The 25,812-nt window shown below is 66.5% G+C and carries 24 protein-coding genes and 2 pseudogenes; 24 read left to right on the top strand and 2 right to left on the bottom strand.

Annotated features, from left to right (window positions below; translation table 11 throughout):
• Positions 1–6: 6 nt before the first annotated feature.
• The 8 genes from MRB47_RS16780 (at position 7) to MRB47_RS16745 (ending at position 11,498) form a co-directional block, all read left to right on the top strand.
• Positions 7–639, top strand: a complete 633-nt coding sequence (locus MRB47_RS16780) for a DUF1415 domain-containing protein (protein WP_411275707.1) — start codon at positions 7–9, stop codon at positions 637–639.
• The gene (locus MRB47_RS16775; RefSeq protein ID WP_252101249.1) at positions 636–1,565 is read left to right on the top strand and encodes a class I SAM-dependent methyltransferase; all 930 of its coding nucleotides are present in this window, start codon (positions 636–638) and stop codon (positions 1,563–1,565) included. The genes MRB47_RS16780 and MRB47_RS16775 overlap by 4 nt, the downstream gene beginning before the upstream one ends.
• An 82-nt stretch (positions 1,566–1,647) precedes the next feature.
• Entirely contained in the window at positions 1,648–2,349 is a 702-nt protein-coding gene (locus MRB47_RS16770) for a transposase (protein ID WP_012655704.1), read from the top strand.
• Positions 2,350–2,530: 181 nt separating this feature from the next.
• Entirely contained in the window at positions 2,531–7,264 is a 4,734-nt protein-coding gene (locus MRB47_RS16765; protein WP_252101248.1) for a glutamate synthase-related protein, read from the top strand.
• Positions 7,265–7,327: 63 nt separating this feature from the next.
• Positions 7,328–8,806, top strand: a complete 1,479-nt coding sequence (locus tag MRB47_RS16760; RefSeq protein ID WP_012655706.1) for a glutamate synthase subunit beta — start codon at positions 7,328–7,330, stop codon at positions 8,804–8,806.
• Positions 8,807–9,122: 316 nt separating this feature from the next.
• Complete coding sequence (locus MRB47_RS16755) at positions 9,123–9,923, top strand: amino acid ABC transporter substrate-binding protein (RefSeq protein WP_041835888.1); 801 nt, start codon at positions 9,123–9,125, stop codon at positions 9,921–9,923.
• A 158-nt stretch (positions 9,924–10,081) separates the two neighbouring features.
• Positions 10,082–10,735, top strand: coding sequence for an amino acid ABC transporter permease (locus MRB47_RS16750; RefSeq protein WP_012655708.1), 654 nt, complete (start codon positions 10,082–10,084; stop codon positions 10,733–10,735).
• Entirely contained in the window at positions 10,716–11,498 is a 783-nt protein-coding gene (locus MRB47_RS16745; RefSeq protein ID WP_011804195.1) for an amino acid ABC transporter ATP-binding protein, read from the top strand. The genes MRB47_RS16750 and MRB47_RS16745 overlap by 20 nt, the downstream gene beginning before the upstream one ends.
• A gap of 191 nt (positions 11,499–11,689) precedes the next feature.
• On the opposite strand, the gene speE is transcribed toward MRB47_RS16745, so the two are convergent.
• Both speE and speD read right to left on the bottom strand, forming a co-directional pair.
• Positions 11,690–12,652 (bottom strand): polyamine aminopropyltransferase, encoded by a 963-nt coding sequence (speE, locus tag MRB47_RS16740; protein WP_252101247.1) that lies wholly within the window; start codon positions 12,650–12,652, stop codon positions 11,690–11,692.
• Positions 12,652–13,062, bottom strand: coding sequence for an adenosylmethionine decarboxylase (gene speD, locus MRB47_RS16735; protein WP_011804197.1), 411 nt, complete (start codon positions 13,060–13,062; stop codon positions 12,652–12,654). The genes speE and speD overlap by 1 nt, the downstream gene beginning before the upstream one ends.
• A 363-nt stretch (positions 13,063–13,425) precedes the next feature.
• Here speD and MRB47_RS16730 point away from each other — a divergent pair, with 363 nt between their 5' ends.
• The 16 genes and pseudogenes from MRB47_RS16730 to hisB all read left to right on the top strand — a co-directional run bounded on the left by MRB47_RS16730 (position 13,426) and on the right by hisB (position 25,793).
• The gene (locus MRB47_RS16730) at positions 13,426–14,286 is read left to right on the top strand and encodes an ABC transporter ATP-binding protein (protein ID WP_252101246.1); all 861 of its coding nucleotides are present in this window, start codon (positions 13,426–13,428) and stop codon (positions 14,284–14,286) included.
• The gene (gene mlaE / locus MRB47_RS16725; protein WP_011804199.1) at positions 14,283–15,065 is read left to right on the top strand and encodes a lipid asymmetry maintenance ABC transporter permease subunit MlaE; all 783 of its coding nucleotides are present in this window, start codon (positions 14,283–14,285) and stop codon (positions 15,063–15,065) included. The genes MRB47_RS16730 and mlaE overlap by 4 nt, the downstream gene beginning before the upstream one ends.
• A gap of 34 nt (positions 15,066–15,099) precedes the next feature.
• The gene (mlaD, locus tag MRB47_RS16720; protein ID WP_252101245.1) at positions 15,100–15,585 is read left to right on the top strand and encodes an outer membrane lipid asymmetry maintenance protein MlaD; all 486 of its coding nucleotides are present in this window, start codon (positions 15,100–15,102) and stop codon (positions 15,583–15,585) included.
• Positions 15,582–16,334, top strand: coding sequence for a VacJ family lipoprotein (locus MRB47_RS16715; RefSeq protein ID WP_252101244.1), 753 nt, complete (start codon positions 15,582–15,584; stop codon positions 16,332–16,334). Before mlaD ends, MRB47_RS16715 begins: the two co-directional genes overlap by 4 nt.
• Positions 16,335–16,512: 178 nt before the next feature.
• Complete coding sequence (locus tag MRB47_RS16710; protein ID WP_252101243.1) at positions 16,513–17,160, top strand: phospholipid-binding protein MlaC; 648 nt, start codon at positions 16,513–16,515, stop codon at positions 17,158–17,160.
• A gap of 18 nt (positions 17,161–17,178) precedes the next feature.
• Positions 17,179–17,460: pseudogene (locus MRB47_RS16705) on the top strand (lipid asymmetry maintenance protein MlaB); the annotation flags it as partial.
• A 97-nt stretch (positions 17,461–17,557) separates the two neighbouring features.
• Positions 17,558–18,475, top strand: coding sequence for an ABC transporter ATP-binding protein (locus MRB47_RS16700; RefSeq protein WP_011804204.1), 918 nt, complete (start codon positions 17,558–17,560; stop codon positions 18,473–18,475).
• Entirely contained in the window at positions 18,472–19,227 is a 756-nt protein-coding gene (locus MRB47_RS16695; RefSeq protein WP_012655715.1) for an ABC transporter permease, read from the top strand. Before MRB47_RS16700 ends, MRB47_RS16695 begins: the two co-directional genes overlap by 4 nt.
• A 1-nt stretch (position 19,228) precedes the next feature.
• A complete protein-coding gene (locus MRB47_RS16690; RefSeq protein WP_047349912.1) occupies positions 19,229–19,477 on the top strand; it encodes a BolA family protein in 249 nt (82 codons plus the stop codon).
• Between the two features lie 221 nt (positions 19,478–19,698).
• The gene (gene murA, locus MRB47_RS16685) at positions 19,699–21,021 is read left to right on the top strand and encodes a UDP-N-acetylglucosamine 1-carboxyvinyltransferase (RefSeq protein ID WP_252101242.1); all 1,323 of its coding nucleotides are present in this window, start codon (positions 19,699–19,701) and stop codon (positions 21,019–21,021) included.
• Entirely contained in the window at positions 21,018–21,668 is a 651-nt protein-coding gene (gene hisG / locus MRB47_RS16680) for an ATP phosphoribosyltransferase (RefSeq protein WP_011804208.1), read from the top strand. Before murA ends, hisG begins: the two co-directional genes overlap by 4 nt.
• A gap of 163 nt (positions 21,669–21,831) precedes the next feature.
• A complete protein-coding gene (gene hisD, locus MRB47_RS16675) occupies positions 21,832–23,151 on the top strand; it encodes a histidinol dehydrogenase (RefSeq protein ID WP_012655717.1) in 1,320 nt (439 codons plus the stop codon).
• 165 nt (positions 23,152–23,316) lie between these two features.
• Positions 23,317–23,502, top strand: a pseudogene (locus tag MRB47_RS20020) (hypothetical protein); the annotation flags it as partial.
• Between the two features lie 90 nt (positions 23,503–23,592).
• Complete coding sequence (locus MRB47_RS16670) at positions 23,593–24,018, top strand: PIN domain-containing protein (protein WP_228403841.1); 426 nt, start codon at positions 23,593–23,595, stop codon at positions 24,016–24,018.
• A gap of 39 nt (positions 24,019–24,057) precedes the next feature.
• Complete coding sequence (gene hisC, locus MRB47_RS16665; RefSeq protein ID WP_252101241.1) at positions 24,058–25,164, top strand: histidinol-phosphate transaminase; 1,107 nt, start codon at positions 24,058–24,060, stop codon at positions 25,162–25,164.
• Positions 25,161–25,793, top strand: a complete 633-nt coding sequence (gene hisB, locus MRB47_RS16660; RefSeq protein ID WP_011804212.1) for an imidazoleglycerol-phosphate dehydratase HisB — start codon at positions 25,161–25,163, stop codon at positions 25,791–25,793. The genes hisC and hisB overlap by 4 nt, the downstream gene beginning before the upstream one ends.
• Positions 25,794–25,812 lie beyond the last annotated feature (19 nt).

The following is a 25,812-nucleotide window of genomic DNA, read 5'->3' as shown; positions in this document are numbered from 1 at the left end:
CCCGCCATGACCACTAGCCCTATGCCCGACCAGCCCCGCCAGGATGCAGCCGCCTGCGATGACAACGTGGTGGTGGCGGACATGGTGCGCTGGCTCGAGCGTGCCGTCATCGGACTCAACCTGTGCCCGTTCGCCAAAAGCGTGCATGTGAAGGACCAGATCCACTACGTGGTGAGCCATGCCACGGATGCGCGTGAACTGTTGCAAGACCTGGCAGCCGAGCTGGAGGCGCTGGCCGAAGCCTCTCCCGAAAAGCGGGACACCACGCTGCTCATCGCGCCGCTGGCCATGCCGGACTTTCTGGATTTCAACGACTTCCTGGAGTTGGCCGACGAGCTCGTCGAATCCATGGACCTGGCGGGCATCCTGCAGGTTGCGTCGTTCCACCCGCACTTCCAGTTCGAGGGCACCCTCGCTGACGATGTGACCAACTGCACCAACCGCGCGCCTTATCCCACGCTGCATTTGCTGCGCGAGGAAAGCATCGACCGCGCGGTGGAAGTGTTTCCCGAGGCGCAAGAGATCTTCGAGCGCAACATGGAATTGCTGGAGCGCCTGGGCGCGGCCGGATGGGCCGATCTGGACGTGGGGCCCCACTGGCCAGAGGGCGCGCCTGCAAAGGGTGCTCCGCAAGTATGAGCCGCTCTACCACCACCGGGCAGCCGCACCGCAGTGCGCGTGCCAAGTCGGGCACGCAGCAGACGGGCGCCGCCGACGCTGCGGTGCTGGCCGAACTGCGGCCAGGCCAATCCGTGGAGTTGCTCAAGGAACTGCACATCCTCACGCGCGAGGGACGGCTCAACCAGGACTCGCGCCGCAAGCTCAAGCAGGTCTATCACCTCTACCAGTTCATCGAGCCACTGCTCGCCGAGCTGTCCGCCGATGGCCACGCGCCGCTGCTGGCCGACCATGGCGCGGGCAAGTCCTACCTGGGTTTCATTCTCTACGACCTGTTCTTCAAGCAGCTCGGCCGTGGCGAGATTTACGGTATCGAGTGGCGCGCGGAATTGGTGCAGCGTTCACGTGAATTGGCGCAGCGCTTGGGGTTCGCACGCATGCACTTCCTGGACATGGCGGTGGCGGATGCCGCGGGCGCGGCAGAGCTGCCCGAGCGCTTTGACATCGTGACCGCACTGCATGCCTGCGACACGGCGACTGATGATGCGATTGCCTTCGGCCTGCGCAAGCAGGCGCGTGCCATGGTGCTGGTGCCTTGTTGCCAAGCCGAGGTGGCGGCCTGCCTGCGCGGCACCAAGGCGCTGAGCCTGTCGCGCACGCCGCTGGCCGAGTTGTGGCGCCACCCGATCCACACGCGCGAGATGGGCAGCCAGATCACCAATGTGTTGCGGTGCCTGCATTTGGAAGCCAGCGGTTACCAGGTCACGGTGACGGAGTTGGTGGGCTGGGAGCACAGCATGAAGAACGAACTGATCCTGGCGCGCTACACCGGCCAGAAGAAGCGCAGCGCGCGCGAGCGGCTGGCGGCCATACTCGAAGAGTTCGGGTTGGCGCAGGCCCTGGGGTCGCGCTTCGGTCTGGATGACGCCGGGTCGGTGGCGGCATGAGCCATTTAAGCCTCGAGCGCCCGCCAATGAAGCGCTAGAAGCTATAAATTTAAGAGCAATTGAACGGTCCCAAGACGGTTTCATGGCCCGCCTTCCCCGCCTCGCCCTCGCTGGCTACCCGCACCACATCATCCAGCGTGGCAACAACCGCCAGCCGATCTTCCTGGATGCCGCGGACCGGGAGCTCATGTGGTCGTTGCTGGTCGAGCATGCGCGGCAGCAGCAGGTGGCGGTGCACGCCTATGTGCTCATGGACAACCATTTCCACCTGCTGGCCACGCCGCAGGAGGGCAAATCGCTGCCTCTGATGATGCAAGCCGTGGGGCGCAGCTATGTGCGGCGCTTCAACCAGCGCCATGGGCGTTCGGGCACGCTATGGGAAGGGCGCTACCGCAGTGCCGTATTGCAGGCGGAGCGCTATCTGCTGCCCTGCATGGCATATCTGGACCTCAACCCCGTGCGCGCGGGCCTGTGCGCCGCGGCGGCGGACTTCCGGTGGTCCAGCCACGGCCACTACATTGGCCTGCGCAGTGATCGTCTCATCACGCCGCATGCCCTCTACTGGGCCTTGGGCAACACCCCCTTTGCCCGCGACGCGGCCTATGCCGCACTCGTGCAGGCGGGGATTTCCGCCAGCGAACAGGCGGCACTGACGCAGTCGGGCCTGAACGGCTGGGCCCTGGGGGATGACGGGTTTGTGCAGGCTCTGCAACAGCTGACCCCCCGTCGGCTCACCCGAGCACGCGCGGGGCGTCCCGCTTCCGTGGTCCCACCCAAACCGTAATTGGCCTGCACTTCCTTTGTAATGATTGTGTTTTATGCTCCTGAATTTGATGTGTCCCTAATAAAAATGCACCAATAAAGTGCGACAACTTTTCGGTATCTGACCCCAATTAAAGTGCTTGCGCGGCCATGTTGCGTTGCACTACGCTTGCGTTCCCTGCGAATCTTTGAGGAAGCGCGCCATGACCAAGGCTGCCGAAATCCAGCATCTGCAACAGCACGGCCTGTATGCATCCAGCAATGAACACGACGCCTGTGGCCTGGGCTTCGTGGCCCATATCAAGGGCGTGAAGCGGCACGACATCGTGACCGGCGCGCTCAAAATTCTGGAGAACCTGGACCACCGCGGCGCCGTGGGGGCCGACAAGCTCATGGGCGACGGCGCGGGCATCCTGATCCAGATTCCCGACCAGCTCTACCGCGAGGAAATGGCGCGTCAGGGCGTGGAGTTGCCCCCCGCCGGTGAATACGGCGTGGGCATGATCTTCCTGCCCAAGGAGCACGCCAGCCGCCTGGCCTGCGAGCAGGAGATGGAGCGCGCCATCAAGGCCGAGGGCCAGGTGCTGCTGGGCTGGCGCGACGTGCCGGTGAATCTGGACATGCCGATGTCGCCCACCGTGCGCGAGAAGGAGCCCATCCTGCGCCAGGTCTTCATCGGTCGCGGTTCGGACGTGATCGTGCAGGATGCGCTGGAGCGCAAGCTCTACGTGATCCGCAAGACGGCCAGCGCCGCCATCCAGGGCCTGAAGCTCAAGCACAGCAAAGAATATTACGTGCCTAGCATGAGCAGCCGCACCGTGGTCTACAAGGGCCTGCTGCTGGCCGACCAGGTGGGCGTGTACTACCTCGACCTGGCCGACGAGCGCTGCGTCTCCGCCATCGGCCTGGTGCACCAGCGCTTCTCCACCAACACCTTCCCCGAGTGGCCGCTGGCCCACCCCTACCGCTATGTGGCGCACAACGGGGAGATCAACACCGTGCGCGGCAACTACAACTGGATGCTGGCACGCGAAGGCGTGATGGCCTCGCCCGTGCTGGGCGAAGACCTGAAGAAGCTGTACCCCATCAGCTTTGCCGGCCAGTCCGACACCGCCACCTTCGACAACTGCCTGGAACTGCTGACCATGGCCGGCTACCCCATCAGCCAGGCCGTGATGATGATGATCCCCGAGCCCTGGGAGCAGCACGAGTCCATGGACGAGCGCCGCCGCGCGTTCTATGAGTACCACGCCGCGATGATCGAACCGTGGGACGGCCCGGCCTCCATCGTGTTCACCGATGGCCGCCAGATCGGCGCCACGCTGGACCGCAACGGCCTGCGCCCCTCGCGTTACGTGGTGACCGACGACGATCTGGTGATCCTGGCCTCCGAGGCCGGCGTGCTGCCCGTGCCGGACGGCAAGATCGTGCGCAAATGGCGCCTGCAGCCGGGCAAGATGTTGCTGATCGACCTGGAGCAGGGCCGCCTGATCGAGGACGACGAGCTCAAGGCCAACATCGTCAACACCAAGCCCTACAAGCAGTGGATCGAGAACCTGCGCATCAAGCTCGATGACGTGAAGGTGGGCGAATCGGCCGTGCAGCCAGCCGCGTCCGCGCTGCCGCTGCTGGAGCGCCAGCAGGCCTTCGGCTTCACGCAGGAGGACATCAAGTTCCTGCTCGCCCCCATGGCGAAGAACGGCGAGGAGGGCGTGGGCTCCATGGGCAACGACAGCCCGCTGGCCGTGCTCTCGGACAAGAACAAGCCGCTGTACAACTACTTCCGCCAGATGTTCGCGCAGGTGACCAACCCGCCGATCGATCCGATCCGCGAGGCCATCGTGATGAGCCTGGTGTCCTTCGTAGGCCCCAAGCCCAATCTGCTGGACATCAACCAGGTGAACCCGCCGATGCGCCTGGAGCTGCACCAGCCCATCCTCGACTTCGAGGGCATGGCCAAGCTGCGCCAGATCGAGCAGCACACGCACGGCAAGTTCAAGAGCGCCACCATCGACATCACCTACCCGCTGGCCTGGGGCAAGCAGGGCGTGGAGGCCAAGCTGGCCTCGCTGTGCGCGCAGGCCGTCGATGAGATCAAGGGCGGCGCCAACATCCTCATCATCAGCGACCGCAACCTGAGCGCTACGCAGGTGGCGATCCCTGCGCTGCTGGCGCTGTCGGCCATCCACCAGCACCTGGTGCGCGAGGGCCTGCGCACCACGGCCGGCCTGGTGGTGGAGACCGGCACGGCGCGCGAAGTGCACCACTTCGCGGTGCTCGCCGGCTACGGCGCCGAGGCGGTGCACCCCTACCTGGCGCTGGAGACGCTGGTGGACATGCACCAGGAGCTCAGCGGCGATCTGTCTGCCGACAAGGCCATCTACAACTACGTCAAGGCGGTGGGCAAAGGTCTGTCCAAGATCATGTCCAAGATGGGCGTGTCCACCTACATGAGCTACTGCGGCGCGCAGCTGTTTGAAGCCGTGGGCCTGAACAGCGACACGGTGCAGAAGTACTTCACGGGCACGGCCAGCCGCGTGGAAGGCATCGGCGTGTTCGAGATCGCCGAGGAAGCCATCCGCACCCACCTGGCCGCGTTCAGCGACGACCCGGTGCTGGAGACCATGCTGGACGCCGGCGGCGAATATGCCTGGCGTGCGCGCGGCGAGGAGCACATGTGGACGCCCGACGCCATTGCCAAGCTGCAGCATTCCACGCGCGCCAACAACTGGAGCACCTACAAGGAATACGCCCAGATCATCAATGACCAGGCCAAGCGCCACATGACGCTGCGCGGCCTGTTCGAGTTCAAATTCGATCCGGCCAAGGCGATCCCGGTGGAAGAGGTCGAACCCGCCAAGGACATCGTCAAGCGCTTCGCCACCGGTGCCATGTCGCTGGGCTCCATCTCCACCGAGGCGCATGCCACGCTGGCCGTTGCCATGAACCGCATTGGCGGCAAGAGCAACACTGGCGAGGGCGGCGAGGACCCCAAGCGCTACCGCAACGAGCTCAAGGGCATTCCGATCCAGCAGGGCGAGACGCTGTCGTCCATCATCGGCAGCGACAAGGTGCAGGCCGACATCCCGCTGCTCAATGGCGACTCGCTGCGCTCCAAGATCAAGCAGGTGGCATCGGGCCGCTTCGGCGTGACGGCGGAGTACCTGGCCTCGTCCGACCAGATCCAGATCAAGATGGCCCAGGGCGCCAAGCCCGGTGAGGGCGGCCAGCTGCCGGGCGGCAAGGTGTCCGACTACATCGGCGCGTTGCGCCACAGCGTGCCGGGCGTGGGCCTCATCAGCCCGCCGCCGCACCACGACATCTACTCCATCGAAGACCTGGCGCAGCTCATCCACGACCTGAAGAACGTGGCGCCGCATGCCGACATCTCGGTCAAGCTGGTGTCCGAAGTCGGCGTGGGCACCATCGCGGCCGGCGTGGCCAAGTGCAAGAGCGACCACGTGGTGATCGCCGGGCACGACGGCGGCACGGGCGCATCGCCCTGGTCGTCCATCAAGCACGCGGGCAGCCCCTGGGAGATCGGCCTGGCCGAGACCCAGCAGACCCTGGTGCTCAACCGCCTGCGCGGCCGCATCCGCGTGCAGGCCGACGGCCAGATGAAGACCGGCCGCGACGTGGTCATCGGCGCGCTGCTGGGCGCCGACGAGTTCGGCTTTGCCACCGCGCCGCTGGTGGTCGAGGGCTGCATCATGATGCGCAAGTGTCACCTGAACACCTGCCCCGTGGGCGTGGCCACGCAGGACCCGGAGCTGCGCAAGAAGTTCACCGGCAAGCCTGAGCACGTGGTCAACTACTTCTTCTTCGTCGCCGAAGAAGTGCGCCAGATCATGGCGCAGCTGGGCATCCGCAAGTTCGACGAGCTGATCGGCCGCACGGACCTGCTCGACACCCGTAAGGGCATCGCGCACTGGAAGGCTCAGGGTCTCGACTTCTCGCGCCTGTTCGCCCAGCCGCAAGTGCCTGCCGATGTGCCGCGCTACCACGTGGAAACGCAGGACCACAAGCTGGACAAGGCGCTGGATGTGAAGCTCATCGAGCGCTGCCGCCCCGCCATCGAGCGCGGCGAGAGCGTGCGCATCATGGAAGTGGCCAAGAACGTCAACCGCTCCGTGGGCGCCATGCTCTCGGGTGCCGTGACCAAGGTGCATCCCGAAGGGCTGCCGGATGACACGATCCGCATCCACTTCGAGGGCACGGGCGGCCAGTCCTTCGGCGCGTTCCTGTGCAAGGGCGTCACGCTGAACCTGACGGGCGAGGCCAACGACTACACCGGCAAGGGCCTGTCGGGCGGCCGCGTGATCGTGCGCCCCAGCCATGAGTTCCGAGGCGAGGCCGTGGGCAACACCATCGTCGGCAACACCGTGATGTTCGGCGCCACCAGCGGCGAGGCGTTCTTCGCCGGCGTGGCGGGCGAGCGCTTCGCGGTGCGCCTGTCGGGCGCCACGGCGGTGGTCGAGGGCGTGGGCGACCACGGCTGCGAGTACATGACCGGCGGCACCGTGGTGGTGCTGGGCAAGACGGGCCGCAACTTCGCGGCGGGCATGAGCGGCGGCATTGCCTACGTGTACGACGAGGACGGCAAGTTCGACTCGCGTTGCAACCTCTCCATGGTGACGCTGGAGCGCATCCTGCCGGGCGAGGAGCAGGCGGTCCACATGGGCCGCGGCATCTGGCACCGCGACCAGACGGACGAAGCCCTGCTCAAGAAGCTGCTGGAGGACCACAGCCGCTGGACGGGTAGCAAGCGCGCCCGCGAGATCCTGGACAACTGGGCCGCGTCGCGCAGCAAATTCGTCAAGGTCTTCCCGACCGAGTACAAGCGTGCCCTGTCGGAAATCTATGAAAGAAAAGTGCTGGAAGAGCAGGCTACACCTGCGGTAGCAGCTCCTAAAACGGAAGCGGTAGCCGCCAAGTAACTCGCGCGGGCGGGGCCTGGGGCCCCGCTGCGGCAGCATGCACAAAGACAGGACACCACGATCATGGGCAAGACCACAGGTTTCATGGAATACGAGCGCATCGAGGAGGGCTACAAGCCCGTTGGCGAGCGCCTCAAACACTACAAGGAATTCGTCATCGGCCTTGATGACGCGCAGGCCAAGCTGCAGGGCGCCCGCTGCATGGATTGCGGCACGCCGTTCTGCAACAACGGCTGCCCGGTGAACAACATCATCCCGGACTTCAACGACCTCGTTTATCACCAGGACTGGAAGAGCGCGATCGCGGTGCTGCACAGCACCAACAACTTCCCCGAGTTCACCGGCCGTATCTGCCCCGCACCCTGCGAGGCCGCCTGCACGCTGAACATCAACGACGACGCGGTGGGCATCAAGAGCATCGAGCACGCCATCATCGACCGCGCCTGGGAGCACGGCTGGGTGCAGCCGCAGCCGGCTGCCCGCAAGACGGGCAAGAAAGTGGCCGTGGTGGGCGCCGGCCCGGCGGGCCTGGCGGCCGCGCAGCAACTGGCGCGCGCCGGGCATGACGTCACGCTGTTCGAGAAGAACGACCGCGTGGGCGGCCTGCTGCGCTACGGCATCCCCGACTTCAAGCTGGACAAGGCGCACATCGACCGCCGCGTGGAGCAACTGGTGGCCGAGGGCGTGACGATCCGTACCGGCGTCTTCATCGGCGCGGCCAAGGACGGCCTGGGCAAAGGCAGCAAGGTCACCAACTGGTCCAAGGAAACCATCACGCCCGAGCAGCTGCGCAAGGACTTCGACGCCGTGCTGCTGACGGGTGGCGCCGAGCAGTCGCGCGACCTGCCCGTGCCGGGGCGCGAACTGGACGGCATTCACTTCGCGATGGAGTTCCTGCCGCAGCAGAACAAGGTCAACGCGGGCGACAAGCTCAAGGGCCAGATCCGCGCGGACGGCAAGCACGTCATCGTCATCGGCGGCGGCGACACGGGCAGCGACTGTGTGGGCACCAGCAATCGCCATGGCGCGGCCAGCGTCACGCAGTTCGAGCTGATGCCCATGCCGCCAAGCCAAGAGAACAAGCCCCTGGTGTGGCCCTACTGGCCGTACAAGCTGCGCACCAGTTCCAGCCACGAGGAGGGCTGCGAGCGCGCGTTCGCCATCGCCACCAAGGAGTTCATCGGCGACGGCAAGAAGGTCACGGGCCTCAAGACCGTGCAGGTGGAGTTCAAGGATGGCAAGTTCATCGAGGTCCCCGGCACCGAGAAGGAATACCAGGCCGACCTGGTGCTGCTGGCCATGGGTTTCGTGAGCCCGGTGGCTGCCGTGCTGGACGCCTTCGGAGTGGACAAGGATGCGCGGGGCAATGCCCAGGCCACGACGGACTTCACCGGCGGCTATGCGACCAGCGCGCCCAAGGTGTTCGCCGCCGGCGACATGCGCCGCGGCCAGTCGCTGGTGGTCTGGGCCATCCGCGAAGGCCGCCAGGCCGCGCGTGCGGTGGATGAATTCCTGATGGGGGAAAGCAGTCTGCCGCGCTGAGGCGGGAATCCCTCGCCATTGGGCAATTACAGAAGGCGGTCGCAGCCGCAGTCTGCTTACCCGTCTACCCGCACAACGGCGCCCTGGGCGCCGTTGTGCTTATTTTTTGATAGCTGCTCGCGCTTGCTGGACGGGCGCTGCGGCAGTTATTGGCATCAAATCCCCCGTTCCAGCGCTGCGAGTGGGCGCAGTCTCTGCATCGGTGGGACAATTCAGGGTTTGCCCGGTCATGGGCTTGCTGCGCGACCTTCCCGGTCGAGCGGCGTGCCCGGGCCGTTTGTTCTTTCCGACTGTTCTTTTCAAGAATCGCTACACCATGAAGAAGTTTGCCGCCGTTGCCCTGCTGACCCTGGGCGCCGTGCTGGTGGGTTGCTCCAAGCAGGAACCCGCCGCCCCCGCAGCCGCGCCTGCACCCGCCCCGGCCGCCGTCACGAAGATCGTCGTGGGCCTGGACGACAACTTCCCGCCCATGGGCTTCCGCGACGAGAAGAACGAGCTGGTGGGCTTTGACATCGACATGGCCAAGGAAGCCGCCAAGCGCCTGGGCGTGGAGGTGGAGTTCAAGCCCATCGACTGGAGCGCCAAGGAAGCCGAGCTGTCCGGCAAGCGTGTGGATGCGCTGTGGAACGGCCTGACCATCACCGAGGAGCGCAAGCAGAACATCCTGTTCACCGCGCCCTACATGGAGAACCACCAGATCATCGTGGTGCCCGCTGGCTCCGCCATCAAGGCCAAGGCCGATCTGGCCGGCAAGGTCGTCGGCGCGCAGGAAGGCTCCAGCGCCGTGGATGCCATCAAGAAGGAAGAGGCTGTCTTCAAGTCGTTCAAGGAACTCAAGACCTTCGGCGACAACGTGACTGCCCTGATGGACCTGACCACCGGCCGCCTGGAAGCCGTGGTGGTGGACGAGGTGGTGGGCCGCTACTACGTAGCCAAGAAGCCTGACCAGTACGCCGTGCTGGACGATAACTTCGGCACCGAAGAGTACGGCGTGGGCGTGCGCAAGGACGACACCGAACTGCACGGCAAGCTGGACAAGGCGCTGGCCGATATGAAGCAGGACGGCAGCGCCGCCAAGATTGCCGAGCAGTGGTTCGGCAAGAACATCATCAAGTAAGCAAGACCCTTCGCGCTTCTTCTCCCGCAAGGGGCGCGACCCCGGCACCGGCCGCCTTGGAACAGGGCGGCCGGTGTTGTTTCGTCGAGGCCCCGAGCCGCGACAATGCCGGGAACGCGGCGCCGCAGCTGTGCTGGCGCCGCACGCTGAGGCTCCGTATGGACTACGTTCTTTCCCTTCTGGGGCCGTTGGCGCAAGGCGCCGCGGTCACCCTGAAGCTGTTTGCGATCACGCTGGTACTGGCCGTGCCCCTGGGGTTGGTGCTGGCTCTGGCGCGCGTGTCGCGCTTTGCGCCCCTGTCGGCGGCGGTCAATGGCTACATCTGGCTCATGCGCGGCACGCCGCTCATGCTGCAGATGCTGTTCATCTACTTCGCGCTGCCCTTCGTGCCGGTGATCGGCGTGCGCCTGCCGGACTTCCCCGCGGCCGTGGCAGCCTTCGCACTGAACTACGCGGCCTATTTCGCCGAGATCTTCCGCGCCGGCATCCAGTCGGTGGACCGTGGCCAGTACGAGGCCGCCAAGGTGCTGGGCATGAGCTACGGCCAGACCATGCGCCGCATCGTGCTGCCGCAGATGGTGCGCAGCATCCTGCCGCCCATGAGCAATGAGACCATCACCCTGGTCAAGGACACGTCCCTCATCTACGTGCTGGCCCTGAACGACCTGCTGCGCGCCGCGCGCGGCATCGTGCAGCGCGACTTCACGACCACGCCCTTCATCGTTGCCGCCGCCTTCTATCTCGTCATGACCCTGGTGCTCACCTGGGGCTTCCAGCGCCTGGAGAAACGCTATGCCAAGTTTGACCAGTGACGCCACGCAGATGATCGAGGCGCGCGACGTGCGCAAGGCCTTCGGCCATGTGCAGGTGTTGCGCGGCGTGTCGCTGTCGGTGCACCGTGGCGAGGTGGTGGCGGTGATCGGTCCCTCGGGCTCCGGCAAGAGCACCTTTCTGCGCTGCCTGAACCACCTGGAAACCATCGACAGCGGCCACATCGCCATCGAAGGCGAAACCCTGGCCACGACCGACGCGCAGGGGCGCTGCGCCTACGTGTCCGATGCCGAGGTGCGCCGCATTGGCGCCAAGACCGGCATGGTGTTCCAGCATTTCAACCTGTTCCCGCACCTCACGGTGCTGGAGAACCTCATCGAGGCGCCCATGGTGGTGCAGGGCCTGGCGCGCGACGCGGCCATCGCCCGCGCCGAGGCCCTGCTGGACAAGGTGGGCTTGGCGCAGAAGCGGGACAACTATCCCTCGCGCCTGTCGGGCGGCCAGAAGCAACGCGTGGCGATCGCGCGTGCGCTGTGCATGGAGCCCGACATCATGCTGTTCGACGAGCCCACCTCGGCGCTGGACCCCGAACTCACGGGCGAGGTGCTGCGCACCATGCGCGAGCTGGCCGAGGAGCGCATGACCATGCTGGTCGTCACGCACGAGATGGGTTTTGCGCGCGAGGTGGCGAATACCGTGGCCTTCATGGACCAGGGTGAACTCATCGCGGCGCGTCCGGCCGGGGAGTTCTTTGCCGATCCCGGGCATGAGCGGGCGCGGGCGTTCTTGCAGCACATGCTTTGAAGGTCTAGCGCCGAATTGGGCTCTAGCGGTTATGGGATAAGCGCTGGGAGCTATGCTTTTGGTAGCTAATGGGATTCTGTGTCGCTGGCGGGGACGGCCTCGGCCAGCGACATCCAACCCTGCGCAGGGGCTTAAAAAAGATAGCTGCCAGCGCTCGCCCAGCAAGCGCTGGGCGGCGATTGGGCTAGACATTACGCGCCAGCGGACACCACCACCTCCGGCAACTCCGCCGGATCCCGTACCTCTTCCAGCATATCCCCGCTGTGCAGCGGCAGCGCAGGCCGATCCAGCAGCGCACGCACGAAGTTCGGCTGCGCCAGCAGCGCATGGTGCACGGCCCCGTTGTACAGCTGCAGATCGCCCAGGCCGCGCGCGGCGATGCGTGCGTCCACGTCGTCGGCGCTGAGCCGGGCGGGGTCGGTGCTGTCCGATGCCATGCCCATGCACCACAACGTGCCGTACAGCGGCACGTACTGCAGATAGGGGCGGAAGATGGGAAACACCGCGCGCACCGAGGCGGCGATGCGCCCCAGGCTCTCGGGCAGGTGCACGGGCGAGCCCAGGTGCAGCGACAGCACGCCGCCGGGGTTCAGCGCGCGGCGGCAGGCGGCGTAGAACTCCACGGTGTACAGCTCCACGGCGGGGCCGAAGGGGTCGGTCAGGTCCAGGATGATCTGGTCGAAGCGCTCCTCGGTCTGGCCGATGAAGGCGCGCGCATCGCCCAGGCGCACCTCCAGGCGCGGGTCGTCAAAGGCGCCACGGTGGATCTGGCCCAGCCAATCACGGGCCATGGCAATCACCTCGCCATCCAGCTCGGCCAGCACCACCTGCTCGATGCCGGGCAGCTTCAGCAGCTCCTCGGCGGCGCCGCCGTCCCCCCCGCCCACGACCAGCGCACGGCGCACGCCGGGGTGGGCGATGGCCGGCAGATGCACCATCGGCTCGTGGTAGAAGAATTCGTCGCGCTCGCTGGTCATGAAGCAGCCGTCGATGCGCATCACGCGGCCGAACTGCGGGTTGTCGAAGACCTCGATGTGCTGCCAGGCCGACTGGCGTTCGGCCAGCAGGCGGCGGTCGCTGAGGTAAAAGCCGAAGTCGGCGTTCAGGCGCTCGGCCACGTAGCGCGTGGCCTGCGCGGTGGGGGCGCCGCTCATCAGGCGCGGTCGACGCGGTGCAGGTGCGGATCGGCCGGGTTGAAGGCGGCCTGCAGGTCGTCGAAGAGCTTCTGCGCCTTGGGGCGGTTGTTTTCGGTGTAGTTGCACACGTACACGTCCAGCGTGACGTAGCCCGCCTCGGGCCAGGTGTGGATGGACAGGTGCGACTCGGCCAACACCACCACGCCGGTGACGCCGCCGCCTTCGCCAAAGCTGTGGAACAGGCTGCCCACGGTGGTCAACCCGGCGGCGGCCACGCGCTCCTTGCAGAACGATTCCAGATGCGCGGCGTCCAACATCAGGCGGCTGTCGCAGAGACAGCCATACAGGTCGCCGATCAGGTGCAGGCCCGTGGCCTGGCGCTGGGGGACGGGAGCCGGGATGGGGACGACGGACTGGAGATTCTTCATTATCTGGAGCCTTTTCTCTTTCTGCGGGGGTGGCAGGAAACGGCGCCGCGGTCGGACGCCGTCCGCCGGGTACCGACCAGCACGCTGCCGGGAGGCAGACGCGCAACGGAAGAAAAGGGAATGTCGCAGGCACATTGCCGCGCCTTCGTTCCGTTGTGCGTCGGTGACGCCCATGCAGCAACGCTGACAAGCAATCCGCCCGGAGGGTCGGGCGGGACATTTCTTAAGAACCGGTGAGTATAGCCAAACGTCATATGCAAACCACAGGTTTTAATGAGAGGCGCAGCCGAGCAGAGGGGTTTCCCCTATGATGCCGGGTTCGCCTCGCGCTCTGTCGTAGAGCTGGGCGTATCTGCATACACCATGTCCTCCCCACCCTCATCGCCGGGCGACGCCCTCGTGGAACTGCGCAACGTCACCTTCGGGTACGGCGAGCGGGTGATCCTGCGCGACCTGTCGCTGGCCGTGCCGCGTGGCAAGGTCACGGCGCTGATGGGTGCTTCGGGCGGGGGCAAGACGACGGTGCTGCGCCTCATTGGCGGCCAGCAGCGCGCCCAGCAGGGTGAGGTGCTGGTGGGCGGCCAGGACGTAGGGCGCATGGATACCGCACAGTTGTATGCCGCGCGCCGACGCATGGGCATGCTGTTCCAGTTCGGCGCATTGTTCACCGACATGAGCGTGTACGAGAACGTGGCCTTTCCGCTGCGCGAGCACACCGATCTGCCCGAGGACCTGATCCGCGACATCGTGCTCATGAAGCTGCATGCCGTGGGCTTGCGGGGAGCGCGGGACTTGATGCCCAGCCAGATCTCCGGCGGCATGGCGCGGCGGGTTGCCCTGGCACGGGCCATTGCCCTGGACCCCGAGCTCATCATGTACGACGAGCCGTTCGCCGGGCTTGACCCGATCTCGCTGGGTACTGCGGCGCAACTCATCCGCCAACTCAACGATGCCATGGGGCTGACCACCATCGTCGTCTCGCACGATCTGGAAGAGACCTTCCGCCTGGCGGACCACGTCATCATCCTGGGGCCCGGCACGGTGGCCGCCCAGGGCACGCCCGAAGAGGTGCGCGCCAGCACGGATCCGCTGGTGCACCAGTTCGTGCACGCGCTGCCTACTGGGCCGGTGCCGTTCCACTACCCCGGCCCCAGCGTGGCCGACGATTTCGGCCCCTTGCGCTCGCCCAGCGTGGACACCCAAGCCAGCGGAGGTACCCCATGAGCTGGTGGCGTCCCACGCACGTAGGCTACGCCGTGCGCACGAAGCTGGCCGATGTGGGTATGGGCGCACGCCTGTTCGCGCGGCTGCTGGGGCTGTTCGGCGACGTGATGCGCCGCCCTGGCCTGGTGCGTGACCAGGTGCACTTCCTGGGCAACTATTCGCTGTCCATCATCGCCATGTCGGGCCTGTTTGTGGGCTTCGTGCTTGCGCTGCAGGGCTACAACGTGCTGCAACTCTATGGCTCGGCCAACTCACTGGGCCTGGTGGTCACGTTGGGCCTGGTGCGCGAGCTGGGGCCGGTGGTCACGGCGCTGCTGTTTGCCGGACGCGCGGGCACGTCGCTCACGGCCGAGATCGGTTTGATGCGCGCCGGCGAACAGCTGTCGGCCATGGAGATGATGGCCGTGGACCCGGTGCGCCGCATCCTGGCGCCGCGCTTTTGGGGCGGCGTGATCGCAATGCCGCTGCTGGCACTGGTGTTCAACGCGGTGGGTGTGATCGGTGGCTGGCTGGTCGGCGTGGTTCTCATCGGCGTGGACGGCGGGGCGTTCTGGGGCCAGATGCAAAGCGGTGTCGACGTCTGGAAGGACGTGGGCAACGGCATCGTCAAGAGCCTCGCGTTCGGCGTGGCCGTCACCTTCATCGCGGTGCTGCAGGGCTTCGTGGCCAAGCCGACGCCGGAAGGCGTCTCGCGCGCCACCACGCGCACGGTGGTGATGGCGTCGCTGTCTGTGCTGGGGCTGGACTTCGTCCTCACCGCCTTGATGTTCAGTATCTGACGGCGACCATGCGTCTGTCTTGAGGAAATTCACCATGCAGCATTCCAAAAACGATTTCTGGGTGGGGCTGTTCGTCCTGCTGGGCGGAGCAGCGCTGGTCTTCCTGGCCCTGCAGTCGGCCAACCTGTTGAACCTGAGCTTCCGCTCGGGCTATACCGTGACGGCGCGTTTCGACAACATCGGCGGGCTCAAGCCCAAGGCCGCGGTGCGCAGCGCCGGCGTGGTGGTGGGGCGCGTGCAGTCCATCGGATTCGACGACACGACCTACCAGGCGCGCGTGACACTGGAGCTGGAAAAGCGCTATGTGTTCCCCAAGGACAGTTCGCTCAAGATCCTGACCAGCGGCCTGTTGGGCGACCAGTACATCGGCATCGAGCCGGGTGCCGACGAGAACAACCTGGCCGAGGGCGACATGGTGACCGCCACCCAATCCGCGGTAGTGCTGGAAAACCTGATCGGCCAATTCCTGTATGGCAAGGCCGAAGAAGGTGCTTCGTCCAATGGAGGTACCAAGAAATGACAAATCAACCTCGCTTCACGGGCTGGATTGCCCGCTGGGCGGCGCTGTTGCTCGGCGCGGCCCTCATGAGCGGCTGCGCCACGGGCCCCAACGCCAACCCCGCAGATCCGTTCGAACCCTTCAACCGCGGCGTGCATTCGTTCAACGACAGTGTGGACAAGGCGGTGCTCAAACCCGTCGCCACCGTTTACCGCGACGTGACGCCGCAGCCGGTGCGTACGGGCGTGAGCAACTTCTTTGGCAACCTGGGCGATGCCTGGTCGTTCGTCAACAACCTGCTGCAGTTCCGCGGGCTGGAGGCTTACGAGAGCCTCGTGCGCTTCACCACCAACACCTTCTTCGGGCTGGGCGGCGTACTGGACATCGCCAGCGAGGCAGGCATCGAGCGGCACAAGCAGGACTTTGGCCTGACGCTGGGCCGCTGGGGCGTGCCCACGGGGCCGTATCTCGTGCTGCCGCTGCTGGGGCCGTCCACCGTGCGCGACACGGCCGCTTTGCCGGTAGACAGTTGGGGCAACCCGCTGGGCCAGCTCGACCCGGTGGAGTTGCGCAATTCCCTGTACGGCCTGCGCCTTGTCGATAAGCGCGCTAGCCTGCTGCGCGCGGGCTCGGTGCTGGATACGGCGGCCCTGGACCCCTACAGCTTCACGCGCGACGTGTACCTCAAGGTGCGTAGTGGCGTGTCAGGCGCACGCGACGAGGGCGCCTATGAGGAAAACGGGGGCAAGCTGCCTGACGACGAGTACTGAAAACCCGCAAAGGCCGGCCTGACAAACACTCGGGCCCCTGGCTGACAGGCGCGGTTGCAGTTGCTTGCATCCCTGCACGGTGGCGACGCATGTGCAGCGCGGGGCGCCCTCCACAATCTACCCAACGAAACCAGACATGGCAGCGCACGGCGTCGCGCTGCACGCAAGGAGCCTCACCATGATGAACCGCCGTACCCTGATCCATGCCGCCGCCGCGATGGCGGTGGCCATGTGGGTGGCCGTGCCCCAGGCCGCGCTGGCGGCCGACGAGGCGCCGGATGCCCTCGTCAAGCGCCTCTCGGTCGATGTGCTGGAGACGCTGCGCAAAGACAAATCCATCAAGGCCGGCGACGTGGACCGCATCATGGCGCTGGTGGACAAGACCATCATGCCCCACGTGAACTTCCGCCGCATGACGGCAGCGTCCGTCGGGCCGGGCTGGCGCAAGGCTACGCCGGAGCAGCAGGCGCGCCTGCAGGACGAGTTCAAGACACTGCTGGTGCGCACTTACGCGGGCGCGCTCAGCCAGGTCACGGACCAGAGCATCGTTGTGAAGCCGCTGCGCGCAGCCGCCGAAGACAAGGACGTGCTCGTGCGCACCGAAATCCGCGGCCGGGGCGACCCGATACAACTGGACTACCGTCTGGAGAAGACGCCGGGCGAGGGTGCGGGCTGGAAAATCTACAACCTCAACGTTATGGGTGTGTGGCTGGTGGAAACCTACCGCAGCCAGTTCGCGCAGGAGATCAACGCCAAGGGCGTGGATGGCCTGATCGAGGCGCTGGTGGCGCGCAACAAGGCCAACGCCGCCTCCAGCGCCAAGTAACCAGAACAGAAAGAACCGAAAGGCCTGTGCATGCTGGTGCTGCCCGCTGAACTCACCCACCGCCACGCTGGCGCCACCCTGCGCATGCTGCTGCAAGGGCTCAAGGCCCAGGACGAATCGCTGGTGGTGGTGGATGCCGGTGCGCTGACGGCCTTCGACTCCTCCGCACTCGCGGTGCTGCTGGAGTGCCGCCGCGCAGCGGTGTTCGAGAACCGCGGTTTCGTGGTCAAGGCCCTGCCGCCGGCGCTGTCCAGCCTGGCGGGGCTGTACGGGGTGCAGGAACTGCTGCCCGCCCTGTAGCGGCGGCCTGCGGGGCTGCCCGCACCTGCGGGTTGCCTGCCGGCCAAACCCCTGCGGACACGCGCGCAAGAGCCCCCCTTTAGAATGCCGCTCTTCCATGCCCGCCGTCTCCTTCCAATCCATCTCCAAGAGCTTTTCCACTCCCCGAGGGCCTTTCCAGGCGCTGCAGGATGTCAGTCTGGACATCGAGGAGGGCGAGTTCTTCGGCCTGCTGGGCCCCAACGGCGCCGGCAAGACCACGCTGATCAGCATCCTCGCCGGGCTGGCGCGCGCCACCAGCGGGCGCGTCAGCGTGCTGGGCCATGACGTGCAAACCCAGTATGCCGACGCGCGCAGGCTGCTGGGCGTGGTGCCTCAGGAACTGGTGTTCGACCCGTTCTTCAACGTGCGCGAGACGCTGCGCATCCAGTCCGGCTACTTCGGTGTGAAAAACAACGATGCCTGGATCGATGAGCTGCTGGAGAACCTGGGGCTGGCCGACAAGGCCACGGCCAACATGCGCCAGCTCTCGGGCGGCATGAAGCGCCGCGTGCTCGTGGCCCAGGCGCTGGTGCACAAACCGCCCATCATCGTGCTGGACGAGCCTACGGCCGGTGTGGACGTGGAACTGCGCCAGACGCTGTGGCAGTTTGTGGCGCGCCTCAACAAGCAGGGCCACACGGTGCTGCTGACCACCCATTACCTTGAAGAGGCCGAGGCGCTGTGCACGCGGCTGGCCATGCTCAAGCGCGGGCGCGTCGTGGCCTTGGCGCGCACGTCCGAGCTGCTGCAGGCGGCCTCCACCAACGTCCTGCGGTTCAAGACCGACGATACGCTGCCGGCCGACCTGGCAGCGCTGGCGCGCGTGACCGGCCGCGTGGCCCAGTTGCCCGCGCAGGACGCGCAGGAGATCGAGCAGTTGCTGGCCCGGCTGCGCGCCGCTGGCGTGCGCGTGGAGGATGTGGAGATCCGCAAGGCCGACCTGGAGGATGTGTTCCTCAACGTCATGGCGGCCGAGCAGGAGGAGCACGCATGATCGGCTGGCAGACCCTGTTCTACAAGGAAGTGCTGCGCTTTTGGAAGGTGGGCTTCCAGACCGTGGCGGCGCCGGTGCTCACGGCGGTGCTGTACCTGCTGATCTTCGGCCATGTGCTCGAAGACCATGTCAAGGTCTATGACCGGCTGAGCTACACCGCCTTCCTGGTGCCCGGCCTGGTGATGATGAGCGTGCTGCAGAACGCCTTTGCCAACAGCTCGTCCAGCCTGATCCAGAGCAAGATCATGGGCAGTCTGGTGTTCGTGCTGCTCACGCCGCTGTCGCACCGTGCCTGGTTCGCGGCCTACGTGGGCTCGTCCATGGTGCGCGGCCTGGTGGTGGGCCTGGGTGTGTTCATCGTCACGCTGGCGTTCGCCACGCCGCAGTTCGCCGCGCCGTTGTGGATTCTTGCGTTCGCGCTGCTGGGCGCGGCGCTGCTGGCCACGCTGGGGGTCATTGCGGGACTGTGGGCCGACAAGTTCGACCAGATGGCGGCATTCCAGAATTTCATCATCGTGCCCATGACCTTCCTGTCGGGCGTGTTCTATTCGGTGCAATCGCTGCCGCCGTTCTGGCAGGGCGCAAGCCACCTGAACCCGTTCTTCTACATGATCGACGGCTTCCGCTACGGCTTCTTCGGCGTGAGCGACGTCTCCCCCTGGCTCAGCCTGGGCGTCGTCGGCCTGGCATGGGCGCTGGTCAGCTTGCTGGCGCTGCACCTGCTGCGCACGGGCTACAAAATCAGGAACTGACATGACTGCAGACCAACTCAAGGACATCATCAGCGCGGGCATGGCCTGCGACCACATCACGCTGGAGGGCGACGGCCGCCACTGGTACGCCACCATCGTGTCGTCCGAGTTCGAGGGCAAGCGCCCCATCCAGCGCCACCAGCGTGTCTACGCGACACTGGGCGCACGCATGCAGTCGGACGAGGTGCATGCGTTGTCCATGAAGACCTTTACCCCCGCCGAGTGGGCGCAGGCCCAGGCGGGCGACTGATACGGCCCCGTCCTTCGCAAGATGGCCGTGCGGCCGGGACCGTGCCCCGGCGCGGGGGCGGCACGGGCGTCATGCCCCGGTCCTCGCCGGTGGATGGGCGCATACACCGTCGCGCGGCATTCCCCCAAAGAAGTCGCACACTATTCTTTTAATAGCTGTTACCGCTTGATAGATAAGCGCTGGAGCCATTTTTGGCACTGAATGCAGCAACCGGCAAACCCATGGACAAACTCCTGATTCGCGGTGGCCGCCCCCTGGTGGGCGAGGTGCCGATTTCCGGCGCCAAGAACGCCGCGCTGCCCGAGCTGTGCGCCGCGCTGCTCACGGCCGACCCGGTCACCCTGCACAATGTGCCGCGCCTGCAGGACGTAGCCACCATGCTGCGGCTCATCCGGAACATGGGCGTGCAGGTGGACCGCATCGCTAACCCCGACTGCTCCGTGGCCGATGCGGCCGGCATAGTGCGCCTGGACGCGGGCGGCCTGTCCACGCCCGAGGCGCCCTACGATCTGGTCAAGACCATGCGCGCCTCGGTACTGGCGCTGGGGCCGCTGCTGGCGCGTTTCGGCGAGGCCACGGTGTCGCTGCCGGGCGGCTGCGCCATCGGATCGCGTCCGGTGGACCAGCACATCAAGGGGCTGCAGGCCATGGGCGCGCAGATCGTGGTCGAGCACGGCTACATGATCGCCAGGCTGCCGCAGGGGTGGACGCGACTCAAGGGGGCGCGCATCACCACCGACATGGTCACGGTGACCGGCACCGAGAATCTGCTCATGGCCGCCACGCTGGCTGAGGGGGAGACCGTGCTGGAGAACGCCGCGCAGGAACCCGAGGTGGCGGACCTGGCCGAGATGCTCATCAAGATGGGCGCGCGTATCCAGGGCCATGGCACCAGCCGCATCCGCATCCAGGGTGTCGAGCGGCTGCACGGCTGCGAACACGCCGTCGTGGCCGACCGCATCGAGGCCGGCACCTTCCTGTGCGCCGTGGCCGCCACGGGCGGCGATGCGCTGCTGCGCCACGGGCGTGCCGACCACCTGGACGCCGTGATCGACAAACTGCGCGACGCGGGCGTGCAGGTGGCACCGGAAGAGGGTGGCATCCGCGTGCGCAGCCCTGGCGCGGCGCTGCTCAAGGCGCAGGGCTTTCGCACCACTGAGTACCCGGGCTTTCCCACCGACATGCAGGCGCAGTTCATGGCGCTGAACGTGGTGGCCCAGGGCACCGCCACGGTGGCCGAGACGATCTTCGAGAACCGTTTCATGCACGTCAACGAACTGCTGCGCCTTGGCGCGAAAATCCAGACCACGGATGGCCGCGTAGCGGTGATCGAGGGGCTGGGCGGCGCGGCGCCTGCGGGCGCGCGGCTATCGGGCGCCACCGTCATGGCCACCGACCTGCGCGCCTCGGCCAGCCTGGTGATCGCCGGGCTGGTGGCCGACGGGGAAACGCTGGTGGACCGCATCTACCATCTGGACCGCGGCTACGACTGCATGGAAGCCAAACTGCGCGGCCTGGGGGCCGACATCGAGAGAATTCAATGACGCAGCAGATCACACTCGCCCTGTCCAAGGGCCGCATCTTCGAAGAAACCCTGCCTCTGCTGGCCGCTGCCGGCATCGAGGTGCTGGAAGACCCGGAGAAGTCGCGCAAGCTGATCCTGCCCACCAGCCGCCCCGAGGTGCGCGTGGTGCTGGTGCGTGCCACCGACGTGCCGACCTACGTGCAATACGGCGGCGCCGATCTGGGTGTGGCCGGCAAGGACTCGCTCATCGAGCACGGCGGCCAGGGGCTGTTCCGCCCGCTGGATCTGAAGATTGCCAAGTGCCGCGTGAGCGTGGCCGTGCGTGCCGATTTCGACTACCGCGAGGCCGTCACCCAGGGCTCGCGCCTGAAGGTGGCCACCAAATACACCAGCATCGCGCGCGATTTCTTCGCCAGCAAGGGCGTGCACGTGGACCTCATCAAGCTCTACGGCAGCATGGAACTGGCGCCGCTCACCGGCCTGGCCGATGCCATCGTGGACTTGGTCTCCACTGGCAACACGCTCAAGGCCAACAACCTGGTGGAGGTCGAGCAGATCATGGACATCAGTTCGCACCTGGTGGTGAACCAGGCCGCGCTGAAGCTGAAGCAGGCGCCGCTGCGCCGCATCATCGACGCATTCGCCTCCGCCGTGCCGCAGGGCTGAGGGGTGCGCAGGCTGCGTCTGCGCCGCTTTGGTTCCGCGTCCATCGCCCGGCGTTGCAACCGCGCGCCGTGGCCCGAGTTATGGTGAGAACATCGTGGCCGGGCACCCCTCGGCTACCGCAACGGCGCGCCGATTCCTTTCGTACATTCTGAGTAGGTCCACTATGCAATTCGTAGCTGCTCCCGTCCGCCTGTCCACCGCTGACGACACTTTCGAGGTGGAGTTTTCCGCACGCCTGCACTGGTCGGCGGACACGGATGCGGCCATCGAGCAGCGCGTGGCGGGCATCCTGGCCGACGTGCGCGAGCGCGGCGACGCCGCAGTGCTGGAGTACACGCAGCGCTTCGACGGCCTGCATGCGCAAGGCTTGCCGTCGCTGGAGCTCAAGGCCAGCGAACTGCAAGCCGCCTTCGACGGCCTGCCCGCGGCGCAGCGCGACGCGCTGACGGCCGCCGCTGCCCGCGTGCGCCGCTACCACGAGGCGCAGAAAAAGGCCAATGGCGAAAGCTGGAGCTACCGCGACGACGACGGCACCCTGCTGGGCCAGAAAGTCACGCCGCTGGACCGCGTGGGCATCTACGTGCCGGGCGGCAAGGCCGCCTACCCGAGCAGCGTGCTCATGAACGCCATTCCCGCGCACGTGGCGGGCGTGCAGGACATCATCATGGTCGTGCCCACGCCCCAGGGCACCAAAAACCCGCTGGTGCTGGCCGCGGCGCATGTGGCGGGCGTCACGCGCGCCTTCACCATCGGCGGCGCGCAGGCCGTGGCGGCGCTGGCCTATGGCACGCAGACCATTCCCAAGGTGGACAAGATCACCGGCCCCGGCAACGCCTACGTGGCCAGCGCCAAGAAGCATGTGTTCGGCACCGTGGGCATCGACATGATTGCCGGCCCCAGCGAGATTCTGGTGCTGGCCGACGGCAGCACGCCGGCGGAATGGGTGGCGATGGATCTCTTCTCGCAGGCCGAGCACGACGAGCTGGCGCAGTCCATCCTGCTGTGCCCTGATGCGGCCTACATTGACCAGGTCCAGTCCGCCATCGACCGTCTGCTGCCCCAGATGCCGCGCGCCGAGATCATCGCCAAGAGCCTCACCGGGCGCGGCGCGCTGATCCACACGCGCAGCATGGAAGAGGCGTGTGAGATCAGCAACCGTATCGCTCCCGAGCACCTGGAGGTGAGCAGCCGCGAGCCGCACCGCTGGGAGCCGCTGCTGCGCCACGCGGGCGCGATCTTTCTGGGCGCCTACACCAGCGAATCGCTGGGCGACTATTGCGCCGGGCCCAACCATGTGCTGCCCACCAGCGGCACGGCACGCTTCTCGTCGCCGCTGGGCGTGTACGACTTTCAAAAGCGCAGCAGCATCATCGAGGTGAGCGAGCAGGGCGCGCAGAGCCTGGGCCGCATCGCCAGCGTGCTGGCGCATGGCGAGGGGCTGCAGGGGCATGCACGGGCGGCGGAGATGCGGCTCAAGTCCTGACCACTCCGACAGCCTGTACGCCTACCAAGCCACCTTGCGAGGTGGCTTTGTCTTTTCAAAAATGAGAGCGCTTGACGCTGAATGAACAAGTCTTAGAAGCGAAAAACACAGTAAGCTCATCAAACACGAATTTCGTGTGACACGAAATTCGTGTACGATGAACGCATGAAGAACGTCACCATCACCGTGGACGATCCGGTGCTCGAATGGGCCCGGATCGAGGCGGCGCGGCGCGGCACCAGCGTGTCGCGCATGGTGGGGGACTTTCTAGGCGAGATGCAGCGCCGCGAGGACGCCTACGAGCGTGCCTACCTCGCCTGGCGCACGGACGAGCGCACCTGGCGCGCGGGCGCCGTAGCGCGGCGTATCAACGGCTTCGAGCGCAGTCCTGCCCACGTAGGTGAGGCGCCGCAGCCACTGCAGCGCAGCCTGGCGCAACCCGTGTTTGTGGACACGGCCGTGCTGGTCGCCGCCGAGGACGGCGCCGATGCCGCCCTGCAAGCCCCGGTGCTGGCCTGTCTGGACTTGCTGTGGCGCGAGCGCCTGGGGCGTGTCAGCAGCCAGGTGCTGGCCGAGTTCTACGACACCGTGACGCGCGCCGCCAGCGCGCCCATGCCGCACGGCGATGCACGCGCGGCCATCCGCCGCTACCACAGTTGGACGCCCTGGCAGATCGATGCTGCCACGCTGGAGACCGCCTGGGCGCTGGAGGCGCGGCACCAACTGGCCTGGGGCGACTGCCTGGCGCTGGCCGCCGCGCAGCACAGCGGCTGCGCGAGCCTGCTGTCGCTGAGCCTGCCGCAGGGCGCGCAGTATGGCGGCGTAGAGGTGCTGCATCCGCTGCATTGCGCGTTGGCTGTCCCCTGACATGGCCGATGTCGCTGGATCGAATGGAGTGATGAACGCATGACAACCCCTTCTGCCGAACTGCCAGCGCTGGCGCGCATCCGCGACGACGTGCGCGCCATGCAGGCTTACGTCGTGGCCGATGCGACCGGCTACCTGAAGATGGACGCGATGGAGAACCCCTTCGGCCTGCCGCCCGCGCTGCAGGCCGCGCTGGGGCAGCGCCTGGGGCAACTCGCGCTCAACCGCTACCCCGGTACGCGCCAGAACGACCTGAAGGCTGCGCTGGCAGCCTACGCCGGGGCGCCGGCAGGCTCGGCCGTGCTGCTGGGCAATGGTTCCGACGAGCTCATTTCCCTCGTGGCGCTGGCCTGCGCGCGCGCGCAGGCGACCGTGCTGGCGCCCGTGCCGGGCTTCGTGATGTATGCGATGAGCGCGCAGCTGCAGGGCTTGGGCTTCGTGGGCGTGCCGTTGACGGCGGACTTCGAGCTGGACGAGGCCGCGATGCTGGCCGCGATCGCCCAGCACCGGCCGGCCATCACCTTCCTGGCCTATCCCAACAACCCCACGGCCACGCTGTGGGACGAGGCCGTGGTGCAGCGCATCATCGACGCCGCCGGTGCGCAGGGCGGCATCGTGGTCATGGACGAGGCCTACCAGCCCTTTGCCAGCCGCAGCTGGATCGAGCGCATGCGCGCGCAGCCCGAGCGCAACGGCCATGTGCTGCTGATGCGCACGCTCTCCAAGTTCGGCCTGGCCGGCGTGCGCCTGGGCTACATGATCGGCCCCGCCGCGCTGGTGGCCGAGGTCGACAAGGTGCGCCCGCCCTACAACGTGAGTGTGCTGAACACCGAGGCCGCCCTGTTCGCGCTGGAACATGCCGACGTGTTCGCCGCCCAGGCCGACGAGTTGCGTGCCGCGCGCACCGAGCTGCTGGCCGCGCTGCGCGCCATGCCCGGCATTGAGCGCGTGTGGGACAGCCAGGCCAACATGGTGCTGGTGCGTGTGCCCGATGCTGCCCGCGCCTATGAGGGCGTGAAGGCCCGCAAGGTGCTCGTCAAGAACGTTTCTACAATGCATCCATTGCTGGCAGGCTGCCTGCGTCTGACGGTGGGCAGCAGTGCCGACAACGCCCAGATGCTCACAGCGCTCCAGGCATCCCTATGACTTCCTCCGCACTCGTTCCTTCTTCCGCAGAACTCTGCCCCGACCGCACGGCCGAGGTCAGCCGCACGACGGCCGAGACGCGCATCACCGTGCGCGTGAATCTCGACGGCACCGGCGCGGCGAGTCTGCACACCGGCATCGGCTTTTTCGACCACATGCTCGACCAGATCGCGCGCCATGGGCTGATCGACCTGCAGATCGACTGCGACGGCGACCTGCATATCGACGGCCACCACACGGTGGAAGATGTGGGCATCACGCTGGGCCAGGCTTTCGCGCGGGCCGTGGGCGACAAGAAGGGCATCCGCCGCTACGGCCATGCCTACGTGCCGCTCGATGAGGCCCTGTCACGCGTGGTGGTGGACTTCTCGGGCCGCCCGGGGCTGCACCTGCACATTCCGTTCACCGCCGGGAGCATTGGCGGTTTCGACACCCAGCTCACCTACGAATTCTTCCAGGGCTTCGTGAACCATGCGGGCGTGACGCTGCACATCGACAACCTGAAGGGCATCAACGCCCACCACCAGTGCGAGACGGTGTTCAAGGCCTTCGCGCGCGCGCTGCGCGCCGCGCTGGAGCGCGACCCGCGCGCCGCAGGCGTGATCCCGTCCACCAAGGGTTCCCTGTAAAATTCAAGCCAAATTGGCC

Origin of the sequence: Diaphorobacter sp. LI3 (assembly GCF_022807955.1) — a bacterium.
Classification (GTDB): domain Bacteria; phylum Pseudomonadota; class Gammaproteobacteria; order Burkholderiales; family Burkholderiaceae_C; genus Diaphorobacter; species Diaphorobacter nitroreducens.
The sequence above is the reverse complement of the archived record's forward strand: the minus strand, read 5'-3'. Positions and strand labels throughout refer to the sequence as shown.